This is a genomic window from Amphibacillus xylanus NBRC 15112 (assembly GCF_000307165.1).
GTDB classification, from domain to species: Bacteria; Bacillota; Bacilli; order Bacillales; family Amphibacillaceae; genus Amphibacillus; species Amphibacillus xylanus.
In genome coordinates, this window is record NC_018704.1 from 1,776,062 (window position 1) to 1,798,696 (window position 22,635).

Annotated in this window: 11 protein-coding genes; 3 read left to right on the top strand and 8 right to left on the bottom strand. The window is 35.2% G+C overall.

Features of this window, described 5'->3' with window-relative positions:
• Positions 1-149: 149 nt before the first annotated feature.
• The 3 genes from AXY_RS08830 to AXY_RS08840 all read right to left on the bottom strand — a co-directional run bounded on the left by AXY_RS08830 (position 150) and on the right by AXY_RS08840 (position 10,543).
• Positions 150-6,056 (bottom strand): pullulanase, encoded by a 5,907-nt coding sequence (locus tag AXY_RS08830; RefSeq protein ID WP_015010459.1) that lies wholly within the window; start codon positions 6,054-6,056, stop codon positions 150-152.
• Positions 6,057-6,327: 271 nt separating this feature from the next.
• Positions 6,328-8,448, bottom strand: a complete 2,121-nt coding sequence (locus AXY_RS08835) for a pullulanase (protein WP_015010460.1) — start codon at positions 8,446-8,448, stop codon at positions 6,328-6,330.
• A 16-nt stretch (positions 8,449-8,464) separates the two neighbouring features.
• Positions 8,465-10,543: an alpha-amylase family glycosyl hydrolase gene (locus AXY_RS08840; RefSeq protein ID WP_051007534.1), complete on the bottom strand. Its 2,079-nt coding sequence runs from the start codon at positions 10,541-10,543 to the stop codon at positions 8,465-8,467.
• 562 nt (positions 10,544-11,105) lie between these two features.
• Here AXY_RS08840 and AXY_RS08845 point away from each other — a divergent pair.
• A complete protein-coding gene (locus tag AXY_RS08845) occupies positions 11,106-12,293 on the top strand; it encodes a GGDEF domain-containing protein (RefSeq protein WP_172635005.1) in 1,188 nt (395 codons plus the stop codon).
• 42 nt (positions 12,294-12,335) lie between these two features.
• Complete coding sequence (locus tag AXY_RS08850; protein ID WP_015010463.1) at positions 12,336-12,824, top strand: hypothetical protein; 489 nt, start codon at positions 12,336-12,338, stop codon at positions 12,822-12,824.
• Between the two features lie 675 nt (positions 12,825-13,499).
• Here AXY_RS08850 and AXY_RS08855 read toward each other — a convergent pair.
• The 5 genes from AXY_RS08855 to AXY_RS08875 all read right to left on the bottom strand — a co-directional run bounded on the left by AXY_RS08855 (position 13,500) and on the right by AXY_RS08875 (position 20,430).
• Entirely contained in the window at positions 13,500-14,366 is an 867-nt protein-coding gene (locus AXY_RS08855; RefSeq protein ID WP_015010464.1) for a sugar ABC transporter permease, read from the bottom strand.
• Positions 14,366-15,691, bottom strand: coding sequence for a sugar ABC transporter permease (locus AXY_RS08860; RefSeq protein ID WP_015010465.1), 1,326 nt, complete (start codon positions 15,689-15,691; stop codon positions 14,366-14,368). The genes AXY_RS08855 and AXY_RS08860 overlap by 1 nt, the downstream gene beginning before the upstream one ends.
• Before the next feature lie 69 nt (positions 15,692-15,760).
• Positions 15,761-17,065 (bottom strand): sugar ABC transporter substrate-binding protein, encoded by a 1,305-nt coding sequence (locus tag AXY_RS08865; protein WP_015010466.1) that lies wholly within the window; start codon positions 17,063-17,065, stop codon positions 15,761-15,763.
• A gap of 326 nt (positions 17,066-17,391) precedes the next feature.
• Entirely contained in the window at positions 17,392-19,212 is a 1,821-nt protein-coding gene (locus tag AXY_RS08870) for a methyl-accepting chemotaxis protein (protein ID WP_015010467.1), read from the bottom strand.
• A gap of 192 nt (positions 19,213-19,404) precedes the next feature.
• The gene (locus tag AXY_RS08875; protein ID WP_015010468.1) at positions 19,405-20,430 is read right to left on the bottom strand and encodes a LacI family DNA-binding transcriptional regulator; all 1,026 of its coding nucleotides are present in this window, start codon (positions 20,428-20,430) and stop codon (positions 19,405-19,407) included.
• A gap of 342 nt (positions 20,431-20,772) precedes the next feature.
• Here AXY_RS08875 and AXY_RS08880 point away from each other — a divergent pair, with 342 nt between their 5' ends.
• Positions 20,773-22,530, top strand: coding sequence for a glycoside hydrolase family 13 protein (locus AXY_RS08880; protein WP_015010469.1), 1,758 nt, complete (start codon positions 20,773-20,775; stop codon positions 22,528-22,530).
• Positions 22,531-22,635 lie beyond the last annotated feature (105 nt).

The following is a 22,635-nucleotide window of genomic DNA, read 5'->3' on the forward strand; positions in this document are numbered from 1 at the left end:
TGATATTTATTTTTTAAAGTAATTAAGCCCGATTGATTTTAGTAGTATTAACATGCTGTTTAATAATGACTTACTATTAGTAAATTGTGGGGGTATCAGTGAGTGAAAAACCACCTTACATTTGGAATGTAAGGTGGTGTGAGAGTGTATTATACTTTTTTGCGCTTTCTATCATTGTAGATAATTAATCCAACACCTGCTAAAAGAATCATCGTACCTAATAACAAGTAGTTATATAATCGTGTCGCTGTTTTTGGTAAAGATCCACCTGTATCTTTTGATCCAGAGGAATCATCACTGCTTGGTTGCTCAGTATCTTGATCACTATCTAATGGATCTTCTACTTGATCACCAGTTGTTGGTGTTTCATCAGAAGGTGTTTCTTCTCCTGGTGTTTCCTCGTTAGGATCTTCTGGGTCTACTGGTGAATCATCAGTTGAATCATCAGTAAGTTTAATAACCGTCGCTGTTAAAGGATCTAATGTAATTGAGTCCGGTGTTAATTCTACACCAACAGGATCATTAATCGGATCAATTCCAGCTGTTTTTCCATCAACAATAATCGCGCCTGCTGAATAATCAGTTGTCAGTGTAAGCTGACGGGTCTGACTATCTGCGTTGACAAATACTGCATAAACATCACCTTTACTGTCGATTGCCTCATAGCCGATGATCAGGTCTTCTTGCATAATTTCAGGAGCTTCAATCATTGATACAAATTGTTCAATTTCTTCCATTGTTCCTCGTCTAAAGGCATCTGTTGATCGACGTAATTTTATTAATCCTGCAGTATAGTCTTTCGTTGCTACGTTAATTGGATAAGCATCATTATCTGTTACTTTTGCCCAATCAAACATATTAACCGCATCAGTTGAGTCATATGAATCATGAATGAAATATGGATACTCAAACGGTTTACCATTTTCATCAGTCATAAATGTCGATTTATATGGCGCTTGGCTTTCTGGCACTTCATTAATAAAGTCTTCATGACGGAATTGCTTCGTACGTCCATACTCTTGACCAGCATGAATAAATGGTGTTCCTTGTGCTGTTAGTACCATTAAATTACCAAGACGAATGCGTTGATGAATTTCTTCAGCATGATCTTTAGGATCTTTTTTAATCGACTGTGCAATAACATCATGCAATGTTAAGTTATCGTGTGCTGCAATATAAGGTACGACATCACCAGGGTCATCCGCTTTAAAGTTATGTGGATTAGCTGTTAGGTTGTCGTAAATTTGCTGGATATTACGTGCACCACCTGTAATAAATCGCGGCTGTCCTTCACTACCAAATCCTGATTTTAACTCATTACGGAATTCGTCTGAGAATGAGCCTACTGCTTTAGTATGCTGCATCCAGTGTTGATCAGCTGCTTGTACATCAGGATACTTTTCATCTCCTGCAAACGTTACCCAACCTTCTCCAATCATAACGATATTCGGATTTAGTTCTTTTGCTTTGTCGTAAGCTAATTGAATCGATTCAGCATCATGGTCACCCATCATATCAAAGCGGAAGCCATCTACTTTAAATTCATCGACCCAATAAGTAATTGAATCAACTAAAATCCGACGAGCCATTTTATGCGTTGTTCCTAAACGGCCACCACCGAAATTTTCACGAGGCGAGCCATCAGCATTCATAAAGTGATAATAATTCGGCTCTAAATCTTCAAAAATATGAACACTAGCAGTATGGTTATAAACCACATCTAAAATTACACCCATACCACGTTTGTGAATTTCATTGATCAAGTACTTAAATTCTTCAATTCGTTTCGCTGGGTCTTCTGGATTTTCTGAATACATCCCTGTTAATGAGAAATAACTATGTGGGTCATAGCCCCAGTTATAATTATTGCCAGTTGACGAATACTCAAGTAGTCTTTTTGCATTATTAAACTCGTCAGCAAAGAAATAGCTCATCACTGGTAATAGCTGAATATGTGTAACACCTAGTGATTCAATGTAATCAAGTTTTTCAATAAATGCACTAAATGTACCAAACTGACTAGTTAATTGATCTGCTATAGATGGATCTGATGTAAAGTCACGAACATGCACTTCATATATTATTGCATCTTCTCGTTTCTCAAAACCATCAATTTTAGCATAATCTAGTTTCGGTCCGATTGTACTTGGATCTACAATTGCTGCTTTACCAACGTAATTATCTGGATCGCTATTGTTCCATGCAGCCATAGAACGCGCATATGGATCAAGTGCTAGCACTGTTTTTCCGTCTCGCTCAATTGCAAAATGATAGAAATAACCTGTTAAATCACTTATGCCAGTGTTTGATTCATCTAACACAATTGACCATACACCACGATCTCCTAAAGTCATTTCCAATTCATCTGTGATCAGATTATTTTGATCGTTTTTATCATATAAAACGACATGAACTGAATCTGCACTTGGTGACCATAGTTTTAGTTCAGCAGATCCATCTGCACGTAAATCTAAACCTAACTCACCATCATAGGCATATACTTCATCTTTTAAGCGCCAGCCTACACTTGCTGTTGCTTCGCGACCATCGTATTTTATTTCAAATGGTGCAATATCTGTTAAACGAGCATCTTTAACCGTCACAATAACAGTATTATTTTCAGAATTAATTTCAATTGTGAAATCAGTAACTGCATCACCATTTTTATCAATAATCTCAATGCCGTCTAATAATCTTGCTTCTGTTAACTCCGCTACACTACTAAAGACAAGCTCAATCTTTTCATCTGTTAAGACTTCTGCATGTCGTAAGCCTTCTTTGCTCACAAAATATGGATTCGTATAGACATTCGGATCACCATCACGAACGAAAATTTGCGTATGCTGGTCTAATTCGGCAAACGACATATTATCCGTCTGTTTAGTTGTTTCTTTGTTTACCATTAAAAAGCCAATTTCTTTCGCATCGTCAATTAATGGTAAATCAAAGTAACTGCCATAGCCACCTACTTCAAATGTATGCGCGCCATTTGGCCAATTTTCCGTCGCTTTTTCTACATCTCCCCAAGTCCATAGTCCCCAACCATCGTACTCACCATCTTGACGATAGTAATTAACACGTATCGTATTTGCTTTCTTCAGTGGTTCATAGCTATATACTGTCAGATCTTCGGTAACCCATGCCTGATTCATTTCAGGACTAAGTAGTTCAAGAATAAAGTCATCAGACACGTTAGCCCCTTGAAGATTATTAATTAAAAAGCCGATTTGTTTAGCATTTTCAGCCAGCTCAATGTCTAGGTAATAACCGAACTCAGTCGCTACTGCCCCACCAAAACTAATTGCGCCGTTTGGCCAATCTACTGATGGATGAGCAACGTCATTCCAAATCCATAAACCTAGTTGGTCAAGCTCATTTGGATCTAATCCTTCAAAATGAAGTCGGAAATAGCCTTCAGGTACTTCACTCGTACCTTCTGCTTTACCAGGTAAAATTTTACCGTTTTCTACAGATAATAAAGCCGTTCCACCATTTGCTCGACTAGGAATGCTAACTTCAACAACAAATTCACCCGCTTCATTTTCATAAGCATTATAAGTTTGATCTGTGTAATGATCTGTTACGATCGTATGCTCATTTGAAACGTACAATGTAACTTTTTGTGCTGCTTCTGCTACGTTAAATCCTAAATATACGGACTCACCTTCATAAGCACGCTCAACAACTAACCACTGATCTGCATCAGAACCAGCTATTGTTGATCTAGTTCCACGTGATAACAACTCTGAGTAGTCATTGCGAAATTTGAGCACAGTTTGATAGTGATCAAGAATATCATTGTCTTCTATTAAATCCCAAGCAAAATCATAACGGTTATCATATAAAGGCCAGTTATTTGCACCTGTTTGTCCAAGCTCTTCACCATAATAAATAACTGGTTGACCTTTAGCAGTAATTTGTAATGATGCAGCTAGTTTTAATTTCCCTTCATCATTACCTTGAGTATAAAGGAATCCGTCTTCATCATGACTACCTAAAAACTGCCCTAAAGTTGCATCACTTGTTAGCATTTTATTTCGTGCGATTAAGTCATTATTAGCACGAACAAGATTACCTTTAACAAACTCACTTGCTTGTCCCTTAAAATCAAAGTCTAGTAAGCTATCCATTTGTCCACTATTTAAGTAGCGCATGTATGAATAGTTTTGCTCCCAAGCTTCGCCAATCAATTTAAAACTCGGATCAAGTTCAACGAGTTCATTTTTAAAGTGTTGCCATGTCACTTGATCGACATGTTTAACTGTATCAACGCGGTAACCGGCAATTGAATTTCCCTTTGAAGTCGTCGATTTCTCTAGCCAGCTAGTTTGCCAAGCTACAATCTGTTCACGTACAGCAGCTTCTTCTGTTTTGAAGTCAGGCAAGCCACCAAGTTCCATTTTTTCATCCCCAGCACCTGATTTATCACGAATCATGCCTTCAAATCGCGCACGGTCTTCATCAGTTGGGTAACCGGCTGGTGGATTGTCTAAACTTTCACCAGACTTTAAGCCATATCCTACGTGGTTAAGCACAACATCTACCATTATGTTGATATTCCGTTCTGCAGCCGCATCAATTAATTCATGGAATTCTTCGATCGTCCCCAAATGCGGATTTAATTTTTCAAAGTCTTTTGCCCAATAACCATGATAAGCATAATATGTGCCATTTTTCGAACCTGAATTTACATCATGACCGATATTTTCAACAATTGGTGTAATCCAGATTGTATTAATACCTAACTCACTTAAATAATCAAGATTTTCAGTTATACCTTTAAAATCTCCACCTTGATATGCTCCACGTGGATTGTCAGTGATTTGATCATAATCGAAATCGTACGGATCATTATTTGCTGGATTACCATCAGCAAAACGATCAGTTAGCATAAAGTAAATAATTGATTCATCCCAATCACGTTCACCTTCTGCTTTAGAACGTTCAGTGACTGTTGCAGTAGCTTCTGTTGTATAAACTCCACCAGCCTCATCTACAACTTTAATTGGAATCAATTTTTCACCAGGCTCAATCTCCGAACTGACAGATAGTGTCACTCGATTTAATTCTGGTGAAATTAATAATGAACGCGGCCCACCTAAAGCGCTTACATCCGCTTCAATTCTTCTAATCCCTAAATCTGATTGGTTATCTATCTCAACTTCTAATAATGCATGTTCATTATAGTTAAAATCTCGACTCACACTTGCTCTAATAGTAATATTTTCCTCGCCTTCATATTCTTCTGGCTCAGGCTCTGGCTCAGCTTCTGAAACATAGTATGGATTGGTGAAAACACGATCAATGCCTTCTTTAATAAAGAGTTGCTGATGGTTTTCATAATCAGTGAATGTCATATCTTCAGTCTTTAATTCATCATCAGCCATATTAACAAATAAAAAGCCAAAGTTAGCCACAGCTTCTTTCACTGGAATATCTATATAGGCACCGTAACGACCAACCTGATCATTTAAAAATGGCGTTGCTCCTTCAGGCCAGTCACCTTTATCACTTGACTGCTGAATAACATCACCCCAATACCAAATCCCCCAAGGCTCATAATCACCGGATTCTTTTAAGTAGTGAACGCGAATTGTCGGTTCTTCAAATTCAATTGGTTCATAGTAGTACACGTCACCATCACGTGTGATCCAAATTTCATCAACCTCTGAACTAATTAACTCTAGATTTACATCATCAACGTGCTTCACTTCAGCTGTACTGACGACTTGAAAGCCGATTGATTTTGCATTATCTTTCAAACCAATGTCTACATAACCGCCAAAGTCAGTTGTTTGATCTTGACTAAACAGTTCTCCATTTGGCCAATTCCCCTGCGGCTCTTCTGAAAAATCTCCCCAATACCATAAACGAAGATCATCTAAATTTAATTCTTTATTTTGAAAATGAATTCTAATCTGTTTTTCGGAAATCGCTTGCTCATTATTTTCTGCTAAAACTAATGAAAAAGGTAATGCATTTGATATCGTACTTAATAATAATACAAAGATCATTGATAGCGATAAAACACGGTTAAATCCTGTTTTTCTAATCATACAAATCTCCTTTCATATCGTTTTAAATCAATAAAATAATTACTAAGCTCCTTTCTTCTATTAGATTGAATAGTTACAACTGTGAAAACGGTTGCATTTAAGTTTAAAAAAAGAGGGAGGTTATTCTTTATTGCGCAACCGCTTACACCAATAGCTTACTATTATTTAGATATTTTTTCAATAGTTATCTTATCTTTTTTCGGTTTTTTGTAAAAAAATATACGTCTACACACTTCTTGTTAGAACATGTATAGACGTAGTCATCTCATATTTATTGTATCTGGTTTTTTAACCGGATAACTGTCGCTGTTAATGGTGAAATTGTGATTGAATCAGTCGACAACTCTACACCAATCGGATCTGTAATTTGATCAGTTCCTGCTCTTAATTGATCAACGATAATTTCACCTTTTGTATAATCAGAAGCAAGTGTCAATTGACGCATTTGATGATCTGCATTAACAAATACAGCATATAGATCACCATTACTAGCAGTTGCTTGATAGCCAATAATTAAATCTTGTTCTTTTATTTCTGGTGCGTTAATGAGTGAAATGTCTTGATCAATTTCTGCCATTGTCGATTTTCTAAAGGCATCAGTAGCACGACGTAATTTGATTAAACCTTTAGTATATAGTTGAGTCGTTGTATGAATTGGATAATTAGCACGATCTGTCGCTTTTGCCCATTCGAACATATTTACCGCATCTGTTGAATCATATGAATCATGAATAAAATACGGGTACTCAATTGGTTGATTATGTTCATCCGTTACGAAAGTCGATTTAAATGGTACTTTATCATCTGAGACCTTCCCTACAAAATCAGGATGACAAAATTGCTTAGTTCTGCCATATTCTTGTCCAGCATGAATAAATGCAGTCCCTTGTGCCGTTAACAGCATCACGTTACCTAAACGAATTCTCTTATGAATTTCTTCAGTATGGATTTTAGGGTCTTTTTTAATCGCAAGAGCAATGACGTCATGTAAAGTCATATTATCATGAGCTTCAATATACTGAACGGCATCTCCTGGATTTGTTGCTTTAAAATTATGTGGCTTAGCTGTGATATTGTCATAAATCCGTTGAATTTGGCGCGCTCCACCAGTTAGAAAACGCGGCTCACCTTCAGTATGATATCCTGACTTTAATTCATCACGGAAATCATCAGAAAATGAACCTACACTCTCTGTATACTGCATCCAATGTTGATCTGCTGGTCTAACATCTGGATCATCTTCATCACCAACATACGTTACCCAACCTTCCCCGATCATTAACACATTCGGATTTAGTTGTTTGGCCTGATCATAAGCTAACTGAATTGTTTCTGCATCATGATCACCCATCATATCAAATCGGAATCCATCGACTTTATATTCATTCATCCAATAAGTGATTGAATCGACTAAAATTCGTTGCGACATTTTATGTGTTGTCCCAAGTCGACCACCGCCAAAACTTTCTCGTGGTGTACCATCCGCATCCATGAAATGATAATAATTCGGTTCTAGGTCTTCAAAGACACGAAGCAGTCCAGTATGATTATAAACAACATCCAAAAGAACACCCATCCCACGACGATGGATCTCATCAATCAGACGCTTAAATTCCACAATTCTTTGCTCAGGGTCATTTGGATTTTCCGAATACATACCTGTTAATGAGAAGTAACTATGAGGATCGTAGCCCCAATTGTAATTATTATGAATCGATGAATATTCAAGTAATCGTTGATCACTTTTATTTTCATTAACAAAAAAGTAACTCATAACGGGTAACAATTGAACATGTGTGACGCCAAGTGATTGAATATAATCTAATTTCTCCACAAAAGCACTGAATGTACCAAATTGGTAGCTAATTTGATCTGAAATAGAAGGATCAGACGTAAAATCACGTACATGAACTTCATATATAATCGCATCTTCACGTTTTTCATAGCCTTCAATCGTGGCATAATCAAGTTTAGGGCCAATATTCGCTGGGTTAACTATTGCTGCTTTACCAATATAATTTTGTTCATTCGTACTATCCCATGCAGCCATTGATTTAGCATATGGATCAAGCGCTAAAACTGAATTTCCCTGACGGTGAATTAAATAGTGATAATAATAGCCTGTAAAATCATTAATTCCAGTGTTATTTTCCGTTAATCTAATTGACCATACGCCACGGTCGCCTTGTTCCATGCTTAATTGGTCCGTAATCACTTTATTTTGATCATCTTTATCATATAAAATCACATCAACACGATCAGCACTTGGTGACCATAATTTTAGTTCGACTGATCCATCTTCTTTAAAAATTAGTCCTAACTCGCCATCATAACTATAATGACGATCAATGTATCTCCAATCATATTTCACATTTTCTATCTCTGTATTCATAAACTTATTCCCCTTATCACTTACGTCGCTTTATTTTTGTTACTAATAATATCGTGCCAGCTAAACCAACAATTAATACAAAACACATGACGATGATTAAAACATTTGAACGATTCTCTATTGCTGATTGATTTAGACTTTCTTCATCCTCAGAATCAATAGGCTCAATCGACTGTTCACTTGATAAGATCTCGCCTTTATCTACTGACAGCAATATTGTTCCACCATCGAATAAATCAGGCATTGAAATTAAGACATAATTCTCACCATTTGAGCCTTCAATCGATTGATATGTATTGCCTGTATAGTGGTCGGTAATCATTGCATCCTTTTCAGAAACAATTAACTTAATCTCTTGTTTAGTCTCAGCAAGATTAAATCCAAGATATACTGAATTATCTTGATAAGATCGTTCAACTAAAAGCCATTCAGCGTCATTAGACCCTGCAATCATTGAACGATCACCCCTTGATAATAACTCTGAAAACGATGATCTAAACTCTAGTAACCTTTGATAATGTTCAAGGATATGATTATTTTCTGTTAACTCCCAATCAAAATCGTATCTATTATCATATTCAGGCCAATTTTCTGCACCTGACTGACCGATTTCTTCTCCGTAATATATCACTGGTTGACCCTTTGATGTTATTTGTAGTGTTGCCGCTAATTTTAATTTCCCTTGGGCAACTTCTTCACTATCACCATTGTTAATTAATCGATATAAAAATCCATCTTCATCATGACTACCTAAAAATTGCCCTAATGTTGCTATATTTGAAATAGATTGATTACGCTCAATTAATTGTTTATTAACCTCTTCTAAGCTACCATTTACGAAATGACGGGCATGATCTTTAAAGCCAAAATCTAATAAACTATCCATCATTCCACTATTTAAATATCCTAAATCATGCTGATAATTTGCTCCCCATGCCTCACCAATCAGCTTAAAGCTAGAATCAATTCTGACTAATTCGTTTTTGAAATGTTGCCACGTCACATTATCGACATGTTTAACCGTATCTACACGATAACTTTTAATTGCATTTCCATTCGGTGTCGTTGATTTTTCAATCCATGCTGCTTGCCATTCAACTAATTGACGTCTAATCCAATCCTCTTCAGTTTTAAAATCTGGCAACCCAGAAAGTTCCATTTTGACATCACCAGCTCCTGAACGATCACGCAACATGCCTATAAATCTATTTCTATCATCACTCGTTGGATAGCCAACCGGTGGTTCTGTCACTTCATCAGTACCCTTTAAACCATATCCACTATGATTAAGTACTACATCCACCATAATATCAATGCCACGCTCAGCAGCTTGATCAATTAATGCATGAAATTCATTCAATGTACCTAGATGCGGATTTAATCGTTCAAAATCTTTCGCCCAATAGCCGTGATATGCAAAATATGATCCTGCATCCGATTTATACTCAACGTTATGACCGATATTTTCTACGATAGGTGTAATCCAAATCGTATTAATACCTAATCGCTGTAAATAATCTAGGTTCTCTGTAATCCCTTTAAAATCTCCTCCCTGATACGTTCCTCGAGGATTATCAGTAATCGCACGATAGTCTATCTGATATGGATCATTGTTGTTAGAGTCACCATCATAAAAGCGGTCTGTAAGCATAAAGTATATTACTGCCTCATCCCAATCCCTCTCATGTTCTTCTTTCTCACGAGGAATAACAGTTGCAGTTGTAGAGGTTGTATATGTATCACCATTTTCATCAATTAATTTTACATGAATATCTTTTACACCTGGCTCAATATCTGATCGAACTGAAATGGTCACACAATTTAATTCAGGTGAAATAAAAAACTGATCAGGTCCCCCTAATTGACTTAAATCAGCTACAATCTCTGTAATCCCTAGATTAGCTTTGTTGTCGATCTCTAATTCAAGTAGCGCATGTTGATCATAGTGAAGCTCTCGATCTACATTTGCCTGGAACATTATCTTCGCATCACTATTTTCTTCTGCCTCGACATCCTCTAAATTAGGTATAAATAAAAAACACATCATTAAAATAACGATTGTAAATTTGTTTAAACTTAATCGACTAATTTTCACATTCATCAAGCTCCTTTACTAATTCTCCGTCAAATAAGGAAAGCGATTGCACAAGCACCAAAAAAGAAAGCATAGTTTTTTCCTTCAAACTATGCATGATTCTAATCGTTATTTTACTATTTCACTAGTTATTTTTCAAGAATTCATTTTACTTTAAGTGTTTTTTTCAATCTCCGTGGTATAATAGCCCTAAAGAAGGTTTAACTTACCGAGGTGAACAACTATGTCTTTTAACACACCAATATTCTTTTTTCACTTAATTGTGCTAGCGCTTTTCCTAAATGCTATTCGTTTTAATTTATCAAATAAGTTAAACAAAATTCTAATTCTTATATTTGGGATTTATTTCTATTCGCTAAGCATTATCTACTTCCAAGAGTGGATCTTACCTTTATCATTGTTTATTATATTTTTAGCGGTTTTCTTTTATCAATATCTAGGGTTGTTCGTTGCATTCCCAGTAACCTCTACTACATATTTTTTTGTCAATGGATTTACTTATTATGATTTTATCTTGTTTATTTTACTCACACTTTTGATAGCGTTTGCAGGTTTCCGCTGTATGTTCTATATTAACAAACAAAAACGATGGAAATCACTTTTAATAAAAAATTCTAAACAACTAAATATTATTAGAGAAATAAGTCTTGCAATGCAACAAACAAGAGACCTTGATAAAATTTTGCATATCATTATTACATCTGTAACTGCTGGACATGGATTAGGCTTTAATCGTGCAATCGTGTTTTTGCATGATAAAAACAACAACCAACTCACAGGGATGATGGGCATTGGCCCACTTGATGAAAAAGAAGGTATTGATAATTGGAGAAATATATCGGAACAAAAATATAGCTTTATTGATTTACTTGAGAATATTGAAAAAGAAGAGATCGATCCAGAATTAAACCAAATGATTAGACATTTAACTATTGATCTTGATTCTAATCATATTTTAAAAGATGCGCTTGTTAATGGGAAACATCGGATTGTAAAGCGAGATAAGATCCATGATCAAATTCATCAACTATTAATTAATCTGTTCAATTACGATGAATTTTTGATAATTCCGATGATCTACCAATCTGAAAAAATTGGCTTACTAATTGTTGATAATCCCGTATCAAAGAAAACGATTACCGAACAAGAGATTGATAACATTATGCCACTAGCATCATTGGCTTCTGTCGCTATACAACAAGCACAGCTTTATCAAGAAATTGAAGAATTAACATTACGAGATGGTCTAACGTCTTTATATAATCAACGTGCGTTACAAAATACGTTACAGAAGCACTTTGATAGCAATCAAACTGACTCTCTTGCAATGATTATGCTCGATATCGATTATTTCAAACATTATAATGATACGAATGGACACTTACTAGGAAATGAAGTATTAGAGCAATTGGCAAATATCATTAAACATTCAATTCGCGAATCGGACCTTGCATTTCGGTTCGGTGGTGAAGAATTTTCAGTTTTACTATTTAATACTTCGGATAGTGATGTTCGGAAAGTTGCCGAGCAAATTAGAAAAAATATTGAAACTAATGAATTTCCAAACGAGTCAACACAACCTGGGAATAAAATTACGATCACAGTTGGGTATGCGATGACAGATCAAATTTCTCAACCAACACCTAGTCGATTAACTATAGCTGCTGACCAGGCATTATATTATGGTAAAGAGTCAGGTAAAAACTGCGTGTATTCATATGCCGACATCTCAAATATACAACTTAAATAATAACAGATCATTCTCATTACTTTGTTATCAAGGAGAATTTAAATGAGTCAATACTTCATACTAGTTGTTATTTTTACAGCTCTCATAATCATTTTTACTTCAAGGTACTTTTATCTTTTACAAGTAAAAATAATAACAAGAAAAACACTAAAAAAGTATCATGTAACACTATCTGAACTACATTATTCTTTTGAGCAAATTGTATTTTTTCACACATTACCTAGTCAAATTGAAGCGATCAATCAAGCAAAGAAAAGTCAATTTAAACTTCGCTTCGACTATGAGGGATTTATTTTCGTTAAATTAACCGGTATCTATATTGAAATTGAATCAGATGAAGAACCGATTATCATCGCTTATCTGCCTTTAAAAAACTTTATGCTTCCATTTTTAGATGAGAAAATTAATGAGGGGGATATCGATCATCCACTAAGTAAAAAAATAAGTTTAGCAAAAGCGCTTCATCCTGATACGTTGAATGAAATGATCAATGAAGTATATAACCAAGTTCAATTCGGTCGTTATAATTAGGGACAGCATTCAAATTGCAAGGATTTAAATGTGAGCTTTATACAACAATCCATAAACGTATTGAAAAACTAAAAAGCATCTTACCCCTAGAATGACTAGAGTAAGATGCTTTGATGGGTTGTACAATATATAACGTTGGTGAGTTTGAACACTTACTAACGTTACTTTTTTATTTTAAGTATATTTAATTTTATAACTTACATTATAAACCGCAGTTAGCCGAACCTCCGCGTTCCATGGGCACGGCTTTTTGCTAACTCAGTCAAGCAAAGTCGCATACGGTTATCGTAATTTTTATAATCTCAAGAAACGAATTTTGATTCACTTCAAGTTGAAAGCAATAGAAACTAATTCGAGTAAAAAATGCAAAAAGAAACACGATTTAAGCAGCCATTTAATTTAGAAGTGAAAAACAGCAGGTGAAATACACGAGACTCCTGCGGGAATAAATCTTTTCGGTGGGACGAGTAATCGCAGTCCCAGCACGAGCTGAAGATCCACTAAGGCAAGCGCTCTATGCTTGCCTTAGTTAGCTAAAAGCCGTGCCCGCGGAAAGCGAGTGTATTTCACCTGCGGTGAACAAGTTGTATCTTTATTAAAACGAATATAAATTTATTCTCTATTAATTATAAAACCAACCAACACTATTTGACATTGAACCCTTTGATGTCTGTTTTAACCTTTCGTTGCCCCTGATGCAAGACCACCGATTAAGTACTTCTGTAAGAATAAATAAACTGTGGCAATCGGAACTGCGATCAGAATCGCACCCGCAGCAAAACGTGTAAAGTTATTCGCAAATTGATCGTTAACAAAGTTGAACAATCCTAATGCTAAAGTATACTTTTCAGGGCTACGTAATACGATACGTGGTAAGATGAAATCCATAAATGGACTCATAAAGTTAAATAGAGCAACAACTGCTAAAATTGGTTTAGCAAGTGGTAATAGGATTTGGAAAAAGATCCTAAAGTGACCTGCACCATCCATTTTAGCTGATTCATCAAGTTCTTGTGGTAATGTATCGAAATAACCTTTAACAAGGAATGCGTTCATCGGAATACTTCCACCAACATAAATGATAATTAAACCAACTAAGCTGTCTAATAAACCAATTGTATTCAGTAAAATATACAATGCTACCATTGCCATTAATACAGGGAACATTTGTAGCAATAGGAAAGCATATAATCCGTATGTTCTACCTTTAAAACGATAACGTGAAAATGCATAAGCTGTAAAGCCTGTAATCAATGTACCAATTAACGAAACTGACAGTGCAACTGTAAGTGTGTTTTTATACCATAGTAAATAGTTACTTCTAGGGTTTGTAAATAACCACTCGTAGTGTACAAATGACCAGTTCTCAGGAATAATTGATGCACCATATAGGTTAGAGCTTGGGTTAAGCGACATACCAAATGCCCACACTAGTGGATAAAAAATGATAACAGCCATAACAGCAATAACCAAGTACATTAATGTTAATTCAATCGTGTTTTTTGTTTTTCTACTTATAACTCTTTTGTTTTTCTTTGTCATTAGTATTGGCCCTCCTCAGTAAAGGATTTAGAGCGACGGAACTGGAAGAATGCAAATGTCGCAACTATTAGTCCTAGAATAATCGATATAGCGGCAGCCATACTATATTGAGAGTTAGAGAACGTTAAATTATAGATCCAAGAAATTAAAATATCTGTTCCACCTGCTGATTGGCCACGAACTGGCGGTCCACCAGCGTTGAATAAGTAAATAATATTAAAGTTGTTAAAGTTAAATGTAAATTGTGTAATTAACAATGGTCCCGTTGCAAACATTAAGTGCGGGAATGTAATATGACGGAATTTTTGCCAACGTGTTGCCCCATCCATATCAGCAGCTTCGTACCAATCGCTTGATATCCCCTGCAATACACCCGTAAATAATGCGTAAATAAACGGAAAACCTAACCAAGTTTGAATCATGATTAAAGCAACTTTAGTCCAAGTTGTATTGGTCAACCATGGAATCGTTACTCCAAACAGAGGTTGAATAATATCAGCATTAATTGCACCGAAGTTATCATTAAATAATGCTGAGAAAATAATAATCGTTACAAATCCAGGAACTGCCCAAGGTAAAATAAGGATTGTTCTGATTAACTTCTTAAATTTCAATCGTTTATCATTAGTTAGAACTGCTAAGAACATAGCGAGTACAATTGAACAAGTCGTTGCAAAGAATGTCCAAACTAACGTCCATGATAGTACATTTAAAAATGTGCTTCTCCACTCACCAATTGTAAATAGATTAATGAAGTTAGAAAAGCCAACCCACTCTAATAAATGTCTTGGTGGTGAATTATATAAGTTATAGTTTGTAAATGCTAAAAAGCCCATAAATAATAATGGAAATAATACAACAAATACAAGTAAGAATAGTCCAGGACCTACTAAAAGGTATGGGAAACTTGTATCCCAAGCATTCTTAAATCCTTCAATAACGCCTGTAACTTTCCAACCATTTTTAATTTTTACAGCATCACGATATGCATCCTGAACATTTATTACATAAAAAGTAATGAAAAATGTTAAAAATATTAAACTAATAATCCCTTGACTTAAAAATACTCGTGAGTCATGTTCTCTCTCTATCTCACCTAAAGTAATTAAGCCTTGAAGACTTGTAGTCATAAAGTCATACATAACAATCACAAAAGCGGCAAATAATACGAAGATAACTGCACCTTTGATATAACGTTTGTTATATACCTGTCCAAGCCCGGGGATTAGTGAGAGTATCAAAGCTAGAGTAGGATTATGAGTTGTGTCTGATTTAGCCGAACTCTCATGATTGTTTTCTGTCTTACGACTTTCATTCGTAGCCATTTGGCTTCCCTCCTAATAAAAAGTTGGGATTGAGAAATTTAATTCCCTCAATCCCGCCTCATTCAAAACTTATTGTGCCATTATTTCAATTTCAGCTTTGATTATTTCAACTGCTTCGTCAAGGACTTCTTGTGGATCATCACCTTGAGAAATAAATGTTAGAGCATCACCAATTGGTTCCCAAACTTTAGACATTTCTGGGATGTTTGGCATTGGCTCAGCATATTGAGTTTGCTCAAAGATAGCATCCATTAATTCATCTTCAATTACAACAGCTGTATGTGCAGGTAATTCACCAGCAACTTCATAGTAAGTTGTTGAGCTAGCTTCGTTTGTAATGAATAGTGCCAATTCAGTAGCCCAGTATTGGTTATCGCTATAGTAGTTTACTAACCAGCCTTTATTTCCTGAGAATGAACTTAAGTGCTCACCATCTTGTTTTGGAAGTGGTGCAATTCCTAGGTTATCACCAAGTGCATTTACATAATCAGTAAGTGCCCAAGGACCGTTAACTACCATCGCAGCCTTACCTTCTGTGAATAATCCATTAAGGATATCTCCATCAATACCGTGTGGAATTAATCCTTCTTCAAACCATGATTGAATAACTTTAGCACCTTCAACTGATCCTTCATTGTTTAATCCAATATCAGATGGATCATATACACCATTAGCATCTTGTCCAAATGTATATCCGCCTGATCCTGTTAAGAATGGATATACGAAATAGAAGTTAAGTGCTTCCATTAGGAAACCGTAAGTATCTCCTTCTGTTAAGTCACGTGCAGTTGCCATTAAGTCTTCCATTGTTTCAGGAGCTTCTGGAACTAATTCTTTGTTATAGAAAAGCGCATATGTTTCTACAACTGCTGGAATACCATACTGAATTCCATCATAGCTAAATGCAGTAAGTGCATCTTGGTTGTACTCAGCAAGTTTAGCTTCTTGTTCAGGAGTGAACTCTAATTCAGCAGCTAATCCTTGTAAGTGTACATCCCCTAATCGATCATGTGGTTGGAAGAATAAATCCGGACCTTGACCTGAAGGACCATCTAAACTCATACCATCCAATTGATCTAACATGCTGTATGGCGTGATGTTTACTGTTATACCATACTCTTCTTCAAAACGTGCAATAATTTGCTCATAAGCATCTAGTTGTTGTTCCTCGTCGTTTACCCATATTGCTAATGATTCAGGTTTTTCAGGGATATCAGTATCAACTGACTCATCTGTTGAATCATCCTCTACATCTTCTACTTCATCAACTGGTTCATCTGACTTGTTTGTTGTATCGCCTCCACATGCAATTAATAACATTGACATAGCTAATAACAAAACTGCCGTTAACCAAAACGATTTACTTTTTCCCATTTGTCTTCCCCCTAATATTTAATAGAAATATGACAACCACGCAATTTTTTAGCCTGCTTAGTACTTAAGTTACCCACTTAAACTCATTTTAATCATTTTTTGTGTTGCCTATTCAAATACTAAAATAGCTTAAATAAGTACTCGAGACTAGCAACAGCTAATCAATTGCAATAAATAATTAATTGGTATGTACGCAAACTTTTTCTCTTTCAAGGAAAACGTTTGCACCAATTGACAATTACATTATACTACTCTTCGTATTAAAAATACAACCCCTTTTTTAAAATTTTTTATTTTTATTTGTAAACGCTTAATTGATTGACAAATCAGTCATTTAGTCGATTTGCTGTTTCTTCTAACGACGTAACTTCATTTGCTAACTCTCTTTGTCTGATCGTTTGATCCTCGACAATTTTCGCCACTAATTCACTCTTTTCTTGCAGTACGTTTGCGCCATTAGCAAGCTCATTAACAGACTCAACAACACTATCTATCGCTTGATTGATTTCCATAATCGACATATCAATTTCTTGATGTTCTTGAGTTACTTTTGAATTATCTTGTGAAATTTGTTTAAATAGTTCAGCTGATTCCACAGTTGTTTCTAATGAAACTACACTTTCAGCTTTAAAATGGTCAAAATCTGTTACAACTTGTCCTACTTCATTATTTAACTGTTCAAGTACGTCTTTAATTTGGTCGGAAAATTCATTCGTACCCTGAGATAGTTTTCTAATTTCATTTGCTACTACAGCAAAACTCCTACCTTCATTACCAGCTTTAGCCGCTTCGATTGAAGCATTAATCGCTAATAAATTCGTTTGCTTAGCAATTTCATCAATACCGTTAATAAATGACGTAATGTGTTCTAGCTGATCCTTCATTTGATCAACACGGTTAGATGTAATCGTTGTTTTATTATTCAGTTCATTAACTGTATGCTCTAAATGATTCATTAAATTTAGGCCTTGATTTGAAACAGTTTCTAATTCCTTCAATTGAATACTTACTTTACTGATCGAGCTTTGAATCTCTTCAGCACTTGATGATAATTCTTCAGTAGTTGCAGAAATTGAAGACGTGAAATCTGTTTGTCTTTCCATTTCATTTGAAAACTCATTCATCATCAGGTCAATTTCACTCATGCTCTTTAGTTGCTCTGATGACTTCTGTGATGTTGACTGAACAACTTGTAATACATCTTGACTAACAAGTTTATTTCGGTTGAGAATCGTATAAAGTCTCTCTCCCATTGTCGCCAATCGACTATCAATCTCAGCAAACTCATCAGTTCTTTTCGTAATTTGTTCGTAACTCAAATCACCATTATGATAAGCTTTAATTCTTTTCATGACTAGATTAACGCCACTGTTCAGATTTCTTGCAAAAATAAGTAATGCAACTAAAGGAACAATTATAAGTACAATAATAGCAATTGTCATAACAATATCTGAACGCATTAATGCTTGTTCTAATTCAATAGACACATGATCTCTTCGTTCCTCTAATAAATTCTGAATCCGTTCATTTACTCGATTTATCAAATCATCTGTTCTCGTAATGACGAGTACCACACGACTAGCAATCCGATCCGCCTCTTCACCAAAATATATAGTAGTAAAATTCTCATCATAGATGGCTTGATACGCCGTAAGCGCCTCAGATAAATTTGCAAAATAGTGATCTAGCGTCTCGTCACCTTCTAACTGAGTAGATAACTTCTCAAAAAGTGTGTGTGCCTCTGATAAATAATTTGCTGCGTCATCCGTTAACTGTTGATTGAAACCTGATGTAGCTAATTGATAGTATACAACACTGGTGTGGTTTAAGTAATTTACTAACTCTGAGAAGTCTTGCTGTATTGCAGCCGTTTCTTCTAAATTCTTAGTCTGGGTCGTAACGTTAGCACTGTTGTAATAGATTAATCCAGCTGCTATGACACATATACCCACAATCGCAGTAATTAGAACATACAGCCGACGAATTAACCGTCTTCCCGATCGTACTTTCGTGGTTTTTACTTTTACTGCTTTTTTGGCTTTCTTTCTCTTAATCAACTTCACCAACTTATCCACTTCCTTTCTAAGCTGTATAATCGTCACTTGCGCAATTGATAACGCATTTGATGTTAGTGCAAACGATTTCACTCACCACCAGTTTAACATGGAGATTAATTTTTATCTATACTATATTTAAACTAATTTTAGTTTGTTAATAAATTTAGTCAGTCTATTTGGTTCGTTCTATACTAAGTGACGCACGCTTCCCATAAAATTGCACATAAAAAAAGCGTGCTACATTTTTAGATAAGTAGTACGCTTTCTTTACTATTAAAATAATTATTGATCAATTTTTTTAGTTGAATTACGGTATTTAATTTCGAATGGTACGATGACGCGTTTTACTGGTTCTGTTTTTGATTTTAGTCTTTCGATTAAGGCTTTTGCACTTTGAATGCCTAAGTTATAAATCTGGATATCAACAGTTGTCAGTGACGGGCGCGTAAGTTCTGATAAATATAAATTGTTAAAGCTGGTGATAGAAACATCTTCTGGACATTCTATACCTAACTCTTCAAGCATATTCATAACACCTAAACTCATTAAATCATCCGCAACTACAATTGCAGTTGGCGGTTCATTTAAGGCAAATAACTTTTCAACTGCTTTCCGCCCGCTCGAACGAAGAAATTCATCATGAATAATAAATTTATCGTTAATTGGTATATTCGCCGCTTCCAATGCTTGTTTGTATCCATCTAAACGATCCATTGTCACGACCAAATCAGTTGTACCACCTAGATATGCAATTCGTTTATGTCCTAAACTGATTAAATGTTCCGTAATTTTTTTACTCGCTAAAATATTATCATTATCCACATAAGTAATTTGGCTTTCTTTTTTATAAGGTTTTCCAACTACAACGAATGGAAATTCTTCTTTAATTAAAAAGTTCATGATCGGATCATCTCTTCTAGAGTATAGTAAGATGATTCCATCAACACGATTGCCAAAAACCATACGCTTAACTTCCTCGAATGATTGAGTTTCATCACCACCAGTGGAAACGTACAACGAATATTCTGTTTCAAGTGCCATACTCCCTATTCCTCGTAATACTTCTGGGAAGAATGGATTTTGTAATGAAGTTTCAGCGGATGACGGCATGATCACACCGATTGCTTGTGATGAGCGAATGGCTAAGTTTCTTGCATTGACATTTGGATGGTAGCCTAATTCTTTCATCGCTTTTCTGACTCGTTTTTTAGTCGCATCACTGATTCGCGGGTTATCAGAAATAACTCTTGAAACCGTCGATGGTGCAACATTTGCTTTTTTCGCAACATCTTTAATTGTAACAGCCATTTCACGTTCATCCTTTATTATTTAGTATCAATTATATGAACTTTATAAAAAAAGTCACCATAAAAAACAATATCATCCCTTTGAAAAATTAACAAGACATTGAATGAAATTTCTCCGACAATTCATGCAAACGTTTGTATGTATTTACTAATGTTTAACATTTTTATTAATTATACACTATATTAAGTGATTTTTAAACTTACATTACATTAAATTTAATGAATTGACCATTTCGCCTTGAACAATTATAGTTAATATAGGTAATCAATCTCAGGATTATTTGAACAACTCCTACGCTTTTTATGCAATCGATTGCCTATATTATGATATGGAGGTATTTTTATGATCAAAGAAGCTATTTATCACAAGCCGATCAACCAGTATTTGTACAACTATGATAATGAAACAGTCCACATCATGTTACAAGCAAAAGCTAAAGATTTAAAATCTGTCTCACTAGTCTATGGAGACCCATATGATTTCACTGGTGAAAACTGGAATTATAAACTGAAAGAAATGTATATATCAGGTCAAACTGAATCACTAGACTATTGGAAAGTCGAAATTAAGCCTGAGTTCCGTCGTCTACGTTATGGTTTTTATTGTGAGTCTTTTGATGGTCAAATAAGTTACTTTACTGAACGCGGACATTACAGTGAAGCCCCTAAAGCCATTGGTTATTATTTCTGTCTACCATATTTACATGAGGTTGATACGTTTTCAGCGCCAAATTGGGTTAAAGACACAGTTTGGTATCAAATCTTCCCTGAGCGTTTTGCTAATGGAGATCCTTCGATTAATCCGGAAGGTACTTTACCTTGGGGTGAACATGATCCAACTCCAACTAACTATTTTGGCGGCGATTTCCAGGGTATCATTGATCATTTAGATTACTTAAGTGATTTAGGGATTAATGGTATTTACTTTACACCAATTTTTAAAGCGGGTTCAAACCATAAATACGATACAATCGATTATTTTGAAATCGACCCGCAATTTGGAGATAAGGAAAAGTTAAAAGAATTAGTCACTGCTTGTCATAAACGAGGTATTCGTGTCATGTTGGATGCTGTATTTAATCATAGTGGATTTTACTTTGAACAGTTCCAAGATGTTCTAGAAAAAGGCGAAGCATCACAATATAAAGACTGGTTCCACATTTATGATTTTCCAGTAAAACCAGGTGAAAAGCCGAATTATGATACATTTGGATTTGTTGCAAATATGCCTAAATTAAATACAGCTAACCCTGAAGTTAAGGAATATTTATTAAAAGTTGCGCGCTATTGGATTGAAGAATTTGATATTGATGGATGGAGACTTGATGTTGCGAACGAAGTTGACCATGCATTCTGGCGTGAGTTTAGAAATGAAGTTAAGCAAATTAAACCAGATGTTTATATTTTAGGTGAGATTTGGCACGATTCAATGAGATGGCTACAAGGTGATCAATTTGATGCAGTAATGAACTATCCATTTACTGATAGTGTGATTGACTTCTTTGGTAATCATTCTATTGACGTCAAACAGTTTAAAAATCGTTTAACTGAAATTATGCATATGTACCCAGAAAACGTTCAAAACTATCTTTTCAATTTATTAGATAGTCATGATACGCCTAGGGTGCTCACATTAGCTAACCAAAACAAAGATCGTGTGAGATTGATGTATTTATTCCTACTTACGTTTATTGGTTCACCATGTATCTATTATGGGGATGAAATAGGAATGGATGGTGGTGGTGATCCTGGCTGCCGTGCATGTATGGAATGGGATCCAGACAAACAAGATCTAGAGTTACGTCAATTTATTCAAAATCTCATTCAATTAAGAAAAGAAACTCCAGTATTTGGTGCAGAAGGGCAATTTGAATTCCTTCACATTTTTGAAGAATCAAATAGCATTGTTTATCAAAAACAAACTGACAATGAAAAATTAATTTTTGTCATCAATAATAGTGATCAAGAACAAATAATTACAGTTCCTGAATTAGCAGGACAAGCTACTCAGCCAATTTTTGCAGATCAAGCGGCTGAATTAGATGAACACGGCCAAGTTCAACTTTCTAATTACGGTTTTCAATGTTATAAAATTCAATAATCATTAAGAACATTTTCCATTTCTTATTGACGCAAGATTAGTTTGCCTATATAATGATAGCGGATTAATCAAAAATAATAAAAAGGAGGTCATGATAATGATTGT